The sequence below is a fragment of the Microcoleus sp. T3_A4 genome (assembly GCF_036700465.1).
Lineage (GTDB): Bacteria > Cyanobacteriota > Cyanobacteriia > Cyanobacteriales > Microcoleaceae > Microcoleus.
Window position 1 is genome coordinate 38,473 of record NZ_JAUBOY010000049.1, and the last position, 12,927, is coordinate 51,399.

General features: G+C 46.5%; 3 protein-coding genes and 1 pseudogene. 1 reads left to right on the forward strand and 3 read right to left on the reverse strand.

Features of this window, described 5'->3' with window-relative positions:
- Nucleotides 1-104 precede the first annotated feature (104 nt).
- A complete protein-coding gene (locus QUA07_RS23980) occupies nucleotides 105-6,137 on the forward strand; it encodes a PAS domain S-box protein (RefSeq protein WP_445305908.1) in 6,033 nt (2,010 codons plus the stop codon).
- Nucleotides 6,138-6,453: 316 nt separating this feature from the next.
- On the opposite strand, the gene QUA07_RS23985 is transcribed toward QUA07_RS23980, so the two are convergent.
- From QUA07_RS23985 to QUA07_RS23995, 3 genes and pseudogenes are all read right to left on the reverse strand, one after another.
- Nucleotides 6,454-10,314 carry a GAF domain-containing protein gene (locus QUA07_RS23985; protein WP_333330057.1) on the reverse strand — a complete coding sequence of 1,287 codons (3,861 nt, stop codon included), beginning with the start codon at nucleotides 10,312-10,314 and terminating at the stop codon, nucleotides 6,454-6,456.
- 565 nt (nucleotides 10,315-10,879) lie between these two features.
- Nucleotides 10,880-12,259 (reverse strand): photosystem II reaction center protein CP43, encoded by a 1,380-nt coding sequence (gene psbC / locus QUA07_RS23990; RefSeq protein ID WP_333330058.1) that lies wholly within the window; start codon nucleotides 12,257-12,259, stop codon nucleotides 10,880-10,882.
- A gap of 155 nt (nucleotides 12,260-12,414) precedes the next feature.
- Nucleotides 12,415-12,927 (reverse strand): annotated as a pseudogene (locus QUA07_RS23995) (photosystem II D2 protein (photosystem q(a) protein)); the annotation flags it as partial.

Here is a 12,927-nt window from a genome sequence, read left to right on the forward strand (position 1 = left end):
TGTGCGACATTCATGAAAACTGTCAGGGATAGAACGAGAGTGTGTCTACGACAATTTTTTACCAAAATCAGTTTATATTCAGCAAGTAGCGATTCTAGAAGTTTATGGAAGGAGCTAGCTCAGTGCGTGATCAAAGATGGTTTGGTGCGATCGCCCTTCTCACTGGTGCGGGTTTTCTGGGCAACTATTTCAGTGTGTCTCTTTTATTTGGGGTTGATTTTCTCTTTGGCAGTATTGCGGTACTGATTATTACTTACTATTTCGGCTGGGGCTGGGGAGGCTTGGCTGGTCTAATAGCAGGCAGCTATACTTATGTCCTTTGGCATCATCCATACGCCACGATTATTTTGGTAATTGAGGCTCTGTTTGTAGGGTTTCTTTGCAAGAAGCGCAAACATCCGAACCTCCTTTTATTCGATGGGATTTACTGGTTCTTAATTGGAATGCCCCTCGTTTGGCTTTTCTACGGTCAAATGATGCACATGGACGCGAATCAAGCCATCCTCGTTATGTGCAAACAAGCAGCCAACGGCATTTTTAATGCCTTAGTTGCCAGCTTAATCATTTCGTATGCGCCGAGAAATCGGTGGGTTATTCATTCAAAACATCTCGCCCTCTCTTTACAACAAACTATTTTTCATCTGTTGGTTGCTTTTGTCTTTATTCCAGGACTGCTCCTATTAGTGATTGATGGTAGATCCTTTCTTGGTCAAATCCAGACAACGGTGCAAACGGAGTTACAAACAAACGCAAAAAGTCTCACGAGCGCAATATCTAGATGGCATCAGCGACATCTCTTAGCTTTGAATACATTAGCTGAGAAATCGCTCATACCTGAAGCCGCAACTGCTGCTAATACAGCGATTAAATCATCCGAGCAGCTAGAACAAAACATTAGCCTGATCGAGCAGTTGTTGCCAGATTTTGACAAAATTTATGCGACCGATTCATCGGGAAAGATTTTAGCTACTTCTTCTCCTTTTAATCAAAGCCGTCGGCGGTTGATCGAAGAAAGCAGGGAACATAAATCTCTCATTACCCAGGCTCAAAAGCGATCAAAACCTTGGATGACTTCTATCCACAAAGATTTATTAATGGACGAAACTCATGTAGGATTGAATGTACCCCTGCAAGTTCAAGGTCGTTTTCTTGGGGTAATCCACGGTTCATTAGGATTGACCAAGATCAAATCTCTCTACATTTTCCAGAGTAACGATCGGCAATTAGGCATTACATTGCTCGATGAAAACAACCGAGTCATTGCGAGTAATCAATCCGACCAAAAGCTTTTGATTAGGGTTCAGGATTCAAAGAACGGCAGCACTCGCACCTTAGAGGGAACCTTGCAGCAGTGGCTTCCTAGCAATGGCAAAAATCCGATGATCCGTTGGAAAAACTCTCTGTATATACAGGAATTTACAATTAGCTCCGATCTGGACTGGAGATTACGCTTAGAAATTCCAGCCTCTCCCTATGTAGAAAATTTACAAAATCGCTACAAGGCTGACTTGATTATTCTACTCGTCATCACCATGTTGGCATTTTTGTTTGCAACGCTGGTTAGCGAACGACTGGTCAAGCCATTATCCTATTTAGCTGGTGCGACTGCTGACTTACCCAACAAGCTTTCAGAAGGAACATTTGAATGGAAACATAGCTCTGTTACTGAAATCAATGAGCTTGCTCGCAATTTTCAATTGATGGCGATCGCACTCAATCAAAGGTTTAGGGAGATTAAACAGGCTAACGCCACATTAGAAGAGCGGGTTCAAGAACGAACGCAAAAATTATCCAGAATCAATCGCTCTCTCAAAGGTGAAATTCAGAGACGTAAACAAGCCGAAGCTGAATTAAGAACAAGAGAGGCGGCGATACGATCTTTATATGAAGTTACTTCTACCCAAAATCTCAATTTTGAGCAGCGCATCCAAGCGTTGATTGACATGGGATGTGAGAATTTAGGGCTGGAAAGTGGCATTTTAGCTCGCGTGCAAAATAATCTTTATGAGGTAATGGTTGCGCGATCGCCCGATCGAGTCCTTAAACCAGGTGATGCCCTTGATATTAAGCAAACTCTGTGCTGTGAAGCTTTAGACACAAATGAACCCCTAACCATCCAATATACAGGCACCTCAAAATGGCGTTACCATCCTGCCTATCTTGCCTTTGGCATGGAAGCTTATATTGGAACACGAGTTTTAGTTGCAGGCAAAGTTTACAGTACCCTCAGCTTTTCTAGCAAATCTCCCCGTGCAGACAGCTTTAAATCTGCCCATGTGGAATTACTGAAGCTGATGGCTCAATGGATAGGTAGTGAAATTGAACGGCATGAGGCAGAAGTCGCTCTGCAAGCGAGTGAAGAGCGGTGGGAACTCGCCCTACGTGGTAGTAATGATGGGGTATGGGATTGGAACGTCAACACCAATGAAGTATTCTTCTCGGCTCGCTGGAAAGAGATGTTGGGCTACGAAGACCATGAAATCCCTAATCACCTGGATGAATGGAGCAAGCGGGTGCATCCCAATGATCTCGATTGGGTGATGCAAGTAATTCAAGATCACTTTGAGGGCAAAACTCCCTTTTATATTACAGAACATCGATTGCTTTGCAAGGATGGGAGCTACAAATGGATTTTAGCTCGAGGGCAAGCGCTTTTGGATGAAGCAGGCAAAGTTGTCCGTATGACTGGTTCTCACAGCGATACTACCGATCGCAAAAAGTTGGAGCAGGAAATTCAAGCCAGAGAGCAATTATTGAATGCTTTCTTTAACGGAGCTTCCCTAGCAGGGGTGGGGCTGTGTATCCACGATCGGCAGTTTAAATTTTTACAAATCAATGAGGCACTAGCTGAATTTAATGGCCACTCTGTGGAGGCTCACTTAGGTAAGACAACCGATGATATTTTGGGAGAATTTGCTGCTGGTGTAAATCAACTATTACAAAAGGTTTTAGCAACTGGAAAACCTTCGATCAATTTGGAAATTAGCACAGCATTATCCAGTCCAACGGGTGTCAAGCGCCACTGGCTCGTTTCTCACTTTCCCATTTTCAAGGATGCAGAGCAGCCTGTAGCAGTGGGTTGCATTCTAATTGAAATTAGCGATCGCAAACGCGCCGAAGCAGAACTGCAACAAATGAGTGCCGCGCTAGAAAATGCCGTAGCAGGCATCTCTCGACTCGATACTCAAGGACGCTATCTGTTTGTTAACGCAACTTATGCCGCCATCACGGGATATCAGCCGGAGGAAATGCTAGGGATGGACTGGCAAAGAACCGTTGCTCCTGAAGATGTTGAGAGAATGGTAGCTGCTTATCAACAGATGTTGAGAGAGGGCAGAGTTGAGGTTGAGGCTAGGGGGATGCGAAAAGATGGCTCCAGCTTCTATAAACAATTGGTGATGGTTTCTGCTTATGACGAGCAAAATGTCTTTGTGGGGCATCACTGCTTTATGAAGGATATTACCGATCGCAAGCAGGCAGAAGAAGCACTACAGCGACAGTTGCAAAAAGCCCTACTGCTGAAGCAAATTACCCAAGAAATTCGGCAAAGCCTCAATGCTCAGCAGATATTTGAAACGGCTGCTATTCAGATTGGGCAAACTTTTGGGGCCAGTCGCTGCTTAATTCGCACTTACCTGGACAATCCACAGCCTCAGTTTCCTGTCGTTGCAGAGTATCTAACACCCGGAGCAGCCCCCAGCAGGGAGCATGACATTCTGGCCGCGAGTCCTGCTTATACAAAACAGTTGATGGCTCAAGATGAAGCGATCGCCTCCCCGGATGTCTATTGCGATTCATTACTCTCCTCTGCTGATTCAATTTTTACCAGACTCAAATTGAGATCGACATTAGTAGTGCGAACTTCTTATCAAGGAGAGCCGAATGGTGCCATTTGTTTGCACCAGTGCGATCGTTACCGTCATTGGACTCCCGATCAAGTGGATCTGCTAGAATCCGTCGCGACTCAAGTAGGAATTGCCCTCGCTCAAGCCAAATTACTAGAGCAAGAAACTCGACAACGAGAAGAATTAACTCTGAAAAACTGTGCCCTGGAGCAAACTAGACGAGAAGCCGAAGCTGCGAACCGAGCCAAAAGTGAGTTTCTGGCGATGATGAGCCATGAAATTCGCACTCCCATGAATGCGGTTATTGGCATGACGGGACTACTGCTAGATACAGAACTCAAGGCTCAACAGCGAGACTTTATCGAGACGATTCGCAATAGTGGGGATACGCTTCTGAGTATCATCAACGACATCCTTGACTTCTCCAAAATTGAGTCGGGCAAGCTGGAGCTAGAAAAGCATCCCTTGAGCTTGAGAGATTGCATAGAAGGTGCGATCGATCAACTTGCAGTTAAAGCAGATGAGAAGGATATTGAGTTGGGCTACCTGATCCACCCTAAGACTCCTAATTTCATTTTGGGTGATGTCACCCGTCTGCGTCAGATTCTAGTTAACTTGCTCAACAATGCGATTAAGTTTACTGAAACTGGGGAAGTTACCATTTCCGTGGAAGCCTGTCTAGTTGATTCTGACAAAACGATTTCTGAGCCAGGGAACTTGTCAGAAAGCTTGTATGAAATCCAGTTTGCCATTCAAGACACAGGCATTGGTATTCCAGCCAACCGGCTCGATCGACTGTTTAAGTCTTTTAGTCAAGTAGATGCTTCGACGACTCGGCAGTATGGAGGGACAGGTTTAGGTCTGGCGATTAGTAAGCGACTTAGTGAAATGATGAACGGCATGATGTGGGTTGAGACCAGAGGTCACGTCGGAGGAACCCCTTCACCCAAATGGCTAGCCACTAATTCTCATCGAGTCACAATGGGTTCTACCTTCTACTTCACAATTGTGGCTTCCTCTGTGGCTACTGAGTTAGCGGAACCGATGGAAATGGTACCAGAACTATCTGGCAAGCGTTTATTAATCGTGGATGACCAGCCCACTAACCGACAAATTCTGACGTTGCAAGCAGAGACTTGGGGGATGCAGAGTCGGGCTGCCCAATCGGCTGTGGAAGCGCTCAATTGGCTTGAGACTGGAGAAACCTTTGATGTGGCTATTTTAGATATGCAAATGCCACAAATGGACGGCCTCACACTCGCCTCAGCCATCCACCAGCATCCTAAGTGCCACCGTTTACCCCTAGTATTACTGACTTCAATGGGCTACCCAGAAGCGAGTTCTTCAGCCCTCTCCACCCACTTTGCGGCTTGTTTAAGCAAACCCATCAAACAATCCCAGCTCTATCAAATACTGATCCATGTGCTACAAGGTCAACCGAAAAAAGTTCAACAACAGCTTCCTAGATCTGTCCAGGATGATATGAAACTGGCCCAGACACTCCCACTGCGAATTCTGTTAGCAGAAGATCATCTGGTGAATCAGAAGGTGGCACTGCTGCTGTTAGAGCGTTTGGGATACCGGGCCGATGTTGCTGCCAATGGATTAGAAGTCTTGGAAGCCCTGAATCGCCAGCCTTATGATGTGGTGTTGATGGATGTACAAATGCCAGAGATGGATGGACTAGAAGCCAGCCGTCGTATTTGCCAGGAGTGGCCCGCTCATGCTCGTCCCAGAATTATTGCCATGACGGCGAATGCCATGCAGGGCGATCGCCAGGTTTGTCTTGATGCTGGCATGAATGACTATATGAGTAAACCGATTCGAGTAGAGGCTCTCACGCAAGCGCTGAGTCAGTGTCCACCCAACCCGGAACCGCAGCAGGCCCACAACGAGGAATCAGATAGCAACAAGCCAGAAATTGATAAGCCAGCGGTTAACCTCACAGAACTGCAAGCCTTCTGTAGCAGCATCGATCAAGATTCAACCCAGATTTTGAGCTTGCTGGCGAACTGCTATTTTGAGGAATCTCTAAAGTTGCTACAAGCTATGAAATTAGCGATCGCCCAAGCGGATACTCAAACCCTAAAGCGAGTGGCTCATACCCTCAAAGGCAGTAGTGCGAATCTAAGCGCGGCTCCTCTCGCCCAGCTTTGTAGCAGGTTAGAAGCCATGAGTACCTCTGGTGAACTAGATCAAGCCTCAACCCTTTTGGATAAAATCGAGGTTGAGTACGATCGTGTCAAGAATACTCTCCAACAAGAACTACAAAAGAGCGAAACTAATCTCTGAAAGTCAATTAAATACATCTTTTGGTATCAGGACTTAGGCAACTGTCACACCCGATGCCGCAAGGCGGCTATGCGATGGCATACGCATGATCAAGCCTGATTTCAAATCTGTTAGCATCGGAATTATTATTCATATATCTCTTCTCTGCATCTGCGTGAATCTGCGTCAATCCCTTGTCATCTGCGGTTCATAAATTCTCTTTTTTTTACCGCAGAGGAGGGCAGATTAACACAGATTAACGCAGATTAATTATATCCATTATGATTGCTATGTCCCTGATTGTTGAGTGTTGAGTGTTGGCGGGATTTTACAATCTCTAATGAGTAATGACTGCTGGCTGCTGTCGAAGCGGAATCTCGATCACAAACTCAGTACCCTTCCCTAATTCTGAATTGCATTTTAAAATGCCACCGTGTTTTTCTACTACAATTTGGTAACTAATTGACAGTCCCAATCCAGTACCTTTTCCCACTGCTTTAGTCGTGAAAAAAGGGTCAAATATGCGTTTTCTCATAGATTCCGAAATTCCCGTACCGTTATCAGAAATCCGAATCAGCGCGCTAGGAATAGTACCATTAAGTTGACCGACAGCAGTAGAAATTTTAATTTGAGGAACTACAGATTTACCAGCGAGCAACTTGTGCGATTCCAAAGCATCGATCGCATTTCCAATTACATTCATAAATACCTGATTCAACTGTCCCGCATAACACTCAACTCGATGCAAAATGCCGTATTCTTTCACTAGCACAATGTTGGCACTGTCCGCATTAGATTTCAGCCTGTGCTGTAAAATTAACAGCGTGCTGTCAATGCCCTCGTGAATATCAACCGCCTTCATTTGACTTTCGTCAAGACGGGAGAAATTCCTTAAAGACAAAACTATTTGACGGATGCGATCGGCTCCCACCTTCATTGAAGATAGCAATTTGGGCAAATCTTCTAGCAGAAATTCCAAGTCAATATCTTCACTCAATTTGTCTATTTCAGGACTATAAGCGGGATATTGCTGCTGGTAAAGTTCCAGCAAACTTAGTAAGCTAGCAGTATATTCACTAGCGTGATTGAGATTGCCGTAAATAAAATTAACCGGATTGTTAATCTCGTGAGCAATCCCGGCTACCAGTTGCCCCAAACCAGACATTTTTTCAGTTTGAATCAATTGAGCTTGAGTGTGCTGCAAATCCTTTAAACTTTGAGCGATTTGTTCTGCTTGGCGTCTGGTTTGAGCCAGCAAATCGGCTTGTTGGATAGCTACGCCTAATTGATTAGCAATCTGAGCTAAAAATTTAACTTCTGAACTTTCCCAACAGCGGGGCCCAGAATGTTGATACGCTGTCAGCAAACCCCAAAGTTTTTGTCCTACAAAAATCGGCGCTATCGCATAAGCCTTCACCTGAAATTGCTCTAAAATACCGACCACACACTCCGAGTGGCAAACTTGATAGATATCGTCAATGGCTAGAGTTTCATTATTGGCATATCTGCCGCCTCGATTTTCCTGCAAATAAGTATCTTGCCAAACTGTACTGATACCTTCCCCTACCAATTTTATCCAGCCATCTTTCACACACTCGGCTACATAATAGCCACTCCAATCAGGATTAAATTGATAAACAGCTATTCTATCAACTTGCATAAACTGACAAACTTCTTGAGTAGCCGTCTTAAAAATTGCGTCGATATCGAGAGACTCCCGAATCTTGGCTACCACTTCAAACAGTATCCGCTGTTGCTCGGCTACCCACTGTAAATAAACTGACTGCTGCCGCGTTTTAGCCAACAAATCTGCTTGTTCTAATCCTACACTCAACTGAATTCCCACTTGCCTAGCAAACTGAATTTCCGAAGTGTTCCAATGGCGCAAACCGCTGCACTGGTGCACGCACAGCAAACCCCAAAGTTCGCTGCCATTCATCAGCGGCATAATCACCTGAGCTCTAATTTGAAATTGAGCTAAAAGAGCAGCATGGCACTCGGAAAGTCCAGCATTCTCGACATCTGGTAGCACTTGAATCTGTCCCTGACTGTATTTTTTCGCATAGTTTTCGCTAAAGAAATGATCGCGAACTTTTACATCCATTGCCGAAGAAAAACCAGGCAAAACATCTTCGGTAATAAATTCGCCTTCATTAAAGTTTAAACTAGGATCGAAGCGATAAATACCAACTCTATCGGCTTTTAATATCCGCCGCAATTCTGTAGTTGTAGTCCGAAAAATTGTATCTAAATCGAGAGATTGTCTAATCTTAGCAACTACCTCAAACAGTATTCGCTCCTGCTCTGCTGACCGCTGCAACTCAACTGCTTGCTGCTGAGTTTGAGCGAGCAAATCTGCTTGTTCTAGGGCGATACTGAGCTGAGCGGAAATTTGGGTAGCAAACTTAATTTCGGAAGATTCCCAGTTGCGGGGAGCCGAACATTGGTGTACGCACAGCAACCCCCAAAGGTCGTTGCCTTTCATAATCGGTGCAACTAAAGTAGCTTTGACTTGAAATTGCTCCAATAGTTGCTCATAGCAATCTTGCAGTCCGGCCTGTCTGATGTCGGACATGGCGTGAACTCGCCCCTGAGAGTAAAGATTGGCGTAGTTTTCTCCAAAGCAGCGATCGTGTACTTTGACTGCCATTGCTGACACAAAATCTGGCAAAACATCTTCGGCAACGAATTGGCCGTCGTTAAATTCCGACGCGGGTTCGAAGCGGTAAACCGCAACTCGATCGGCATTTAAAGCCCGTCGCACTTCCTCGGACATCGTGCTAAAAATCTTGTTCAAGTCGAGGGATTTCCGCATTTTTGCCACCACTTCAAACAGCACTCGCTGCTGTTGGGTCAACTGCTGTAGTTGAGCGGTGCGCTTTTGAACTTGATTTTCTAAATTTGTGTTAAGTTCCTCTATTTGTTGATCGAGTTGGTAGTGGTTAATAGCATTAGAAAAGTGGGTGCCAAAAATTTGCATCAATTCAATTTCTTCAGCCTTCCAGTCGCGAATTTGGGCAGTTTTTGACTCTTTCCACGCTTCAAAAGATATCCGAGATTGGGCAAGCCGCCCGTCGCTATCAAACTGTCTAGCCCAGAGAGTTTCGGTGTCAAATTCTTCTCGAAAAATGGTCAAGTAACCGAATATGTGCTGGCGGGTTGTGAGTGGTACGATTAAAATGCTGCGAATTTTGGTCGATCGAAATGCAGGTTGTAGGCTTCTCAAACTGCTAATTTGGTACAAGTCGGGAATTGCCCAAACCTGTTGCTCGCCGGATTTAAAATATTCGTGCCAGACGCTGTATTGCTCAACCTGCGGGTATTTTGCGGAAATTCCCATCTTCGGCCCTAAGCCACAAGTGTAGACTGTGAGTTCGCCAGTGGAGTTATCCGAATAGGGAACTCGATTCGTAACCTTGCTGCTGTCGGAAATGAATGGCGTGGCGAAAATGCACAGCCTGCCGCCGGCGGCGTCTAGTGCTGCTACCGATTCTACCAAAGCCGTTTGGAGTTCAATCGCCGGCTGGGAGTTAAGGGCAGCAGCCACGCGGTTGACGGCAGCTTCCCCTTGAGCTTTCGCCCTCGCTTCGGCGAGGAGGGTTGATTGGGCTATGGCGACGCCGAGCTGATCTGCCACCATCTGAACGCCTTGGAGTTCGTTTTCTCCCACACTCCGGGACTCGGAGTGGTGAGATACCAACAATCCCCACAATTCTTCGCCGTGAAAAATTGGTACTACCAAGCAAGCCTTGACGCCCAGTGCAGTCAAGTATTCAGCGTGGCAGGGGTCAACCGCACGAAAGCGCATTTGGTCGTCGGGCAGCAGTTGGCCGGAAACCGCCTCGCGGCGCGGACTTTGGCCTAGCTGCCCGGAATCTATATCGACGATTGATCGCACCTGTACTTGCGCGAACAGTTCGCGGGCGTGAGGGGGAATATCGTCTGCTGGAAAATGCAGACCCAATAGGGATGGCAAGCGGTTGCCGTTAATTGATTCGGCAATCACTTCACCGCTACCGTCGCTATGAAATTTGTAGATTTTTACTCTGTCTGTTCCCAAGAAGGATTGAACTTCTGCTGCTGTTGCGCTCAGAATTTCCGGTAGTTCTAGAGAGCGACGAATGCGGTTGGCGATGCGTTCGAGCAAATTTGCTCGATCGAACCTCACCTTGAGATTTTCGATCTTCAATGAGTCCATTATTAATCTTTTGCTTTCCTAGCAATAATAGTAAGCGGCCCAAAAGTTTTGTGCCTGTTAAAAAAATCGGCAAGCACAGCCATTTAATAAAATATAAATATCCTGAGGGCGATCGTCGATTAGTTTTGCACCTGTAGCGATCTACCTTAAAATTGCAACTTTCCATTGCAACTTTCCATTTGTGTGGGATTAAAACTTTGGTACTTTAAATATAAACTTTGTAGAGCCTGCCTTGCAAGCTCGGTACCCCAAAAGATTAAAATTGTCAAGTTTCAAGACTTGTAGAGTCATTCACCGCCAGCAATGAAGGTCGCACCGAAATATCTCAGTCCTGGATGCAAAAGCTGGCTGAGGAACGAGCTGACGGAAAGAAACAGCATAATTCAACAGGTTAACTCAGAAACCCGGTTTCTAGGTCTAGGATTGTATCTGCTGCTAGGGGATCGGAGAACAGTCGATCAACAATCCGCAGCTTTTTCAGATATTTTTAGATCAAAAAAAGCTCCTGCCGTTAAGCAGGAGCCTTTTTCAACTAGACAATCAAATCAGAAATAAATTCGATCGATTAGTCTAAGTCTGGCATAGCCAGCACTGGTTCATTTTCGCGATCGATACCCTTCTCAAAGCCAGCGACAGCAGCGCGAGCGCGACCAGCGTGCCACAAGTGGCCGACCAAGAAGAAGAAACCCATCACAAAGTGGAAACAGGACAGCCAAGAACGAGGAGAAGTGAAGTTAAACGAGTTAACTTCAGTCGCCACACCGCCCACAGAGTTCAAAGAACCCAAAGGAGCGTGAGTCATGTACTCAGCAGCGCGGCGAGCTTGCCAAGGCTGAATGTCATTCTTGATTTTGTTCAAGTCCAAACCGTTAGTACCGCGCAAGGGTTCCAACCAAGGGCCTTGGAAATCCCAGAAACGCATCGTTTCACCGCCGAAAATGATTTCGCCAGTAGGAGAGCGCATCAGGTATTTACCCAGACCGGTGGGGCCTTGTGCAGAACCGACGTTAGCACCCAAGCGTTGGTCGCGGATCAGGAAGGTCAAAGCTTGCGCTTGAGAAGCTTCCGGGCCCGTCGGGCCGTAGAATTCGCTGGGGTAAGCAGTGTTGTTGAACCAGACAAAGCAGCAAGCGATGAATCCCATCAGGGACAAAGCACCCAAGCTGTAAGACAGGTAAGCTTCGCCAGACCAAATTAAGGCGCGGCGAGCCCAGCCGAAAGGCTTGGTCAAAATGTGCCAAACACCGCCAGCGATACAAATCAGGCCCAGCCAGATGTGACCGCCGATGATGTCTTCCATGTTGTTGACGCTGACAATCCAGCCTTCGCCACCAAAAGGAGAGCGCACCAAGTAGCCAAAAATCACAGCCGGATTCAGAGTGGGGTTCGTGATAATACGCACGTCGCCGCCGCCCGGAGCCCAAGTGTCATAGACACCGCCGAAGAACATGGCCTTAGCTACCAGCAGCAAGCAACCGCCACCCAACAAAATTAGGTGATAGCCGATGATGTTGGTCATCTGGTTCTTATCTTTCCAGTCGTACCCGAAGAAAGAAGAGTATTCTTCGAGAACTTCCGGGCCGCGAACGGCGTGATAAATGCCGCCCAAACCGAGAACTGCAGATGAAATCAAGTGAAGAACGCCGACTACGAAGAACGGGAAGATATCAGTGACTTCACCGCCGGGGCCTACGCCCCAACCCAAAGTAGCGATGTGGGGCATCAAGATTAAGCCCTGTTCGTACATGGGCTTTTCTGGGATAAAGTGAGCGACTTCAAACAAAGTCATTGCACCGGCCCAGAACACGATCAAACCAGAGTGAGCGACGTGGGCGCCCAGCAGTTTGCCGGAGAGATTGATCAAACGAGCGTTGCCAGACCACCAAGCGAACCCGGAGGATTCTTGGTCGCGACCGCTTGCGTAGGAATTAGAGAGCGTTACCACCCGGTAGAACCTCCAACGATTTTAGATTTTGGATTTTGGGTTTTTTGTTCCCTAGTAGGGCACGGGAGTACCGCGCCTGCGCCGGGGAATAGGGATTTGGATTTCAGATTAAGTTAAAAAAATAAAATTAATCTGAAATCCAAATCCTGATTTTTTTAAAGTGCGTTACCGCGAGGCAGAACTTCTTCAGGGAAGATGAAGTTTTCGTGGGGTTGGTCTGTCGGAGCCATCCAAGCACGAATGCCTTCGTTAAGCAGAATGTTCTTAGTGTAGAACGTTTCAAACTCAGGATCTTCAGCAGCGCGTAATTCTTGTGATACAAAGTCATAGGCGCGCAGGTTTAATGCTAAACCGACAATGCCAATGGAGCTCATCCACAAGCCTGTGACAGGTACGAACAGCATGAAGAAGTGCAACCAGCGCTTGTTGGAGAAGGCAATTCCGAAGATTTGCGACCAAAAGCGGTTGGCTGTCACCATCGAGTAGGTTTCTTCTGACTGAGTTGGGTTGAAGGCGCGGAAGGTGTTTGAGCCTTCGCCGTCTTCAAACAATGTGTTTTCTACGGTTGCACCGTGGATGGCGCACAACAGGGCACCGCCCAAGATGCCTGCAACGCCCATCATGTGGAAGGGGTTGAGCGTCCAGTTGTGGAAGCCTTGCAGGAATAG

What these genes read in the sequence shown, in the direction of transcription:
- QUA07_RS23980 (WP_445305908.1), top strand. Translation starts at nt 105, where the DNA reads ATGGAAGGAGCTAGCTCAGTGCGTGATCAAAGATGGTTTGGTGCGATC.
- QUA07_RS23985 (WP_333330057.1), bottom strand. Translation starts at nt 10,314, where the DNA reads ATGGACTCATTGAAGATCGAAAATCTCAAGGTGAGGTTCGATCGAGCA.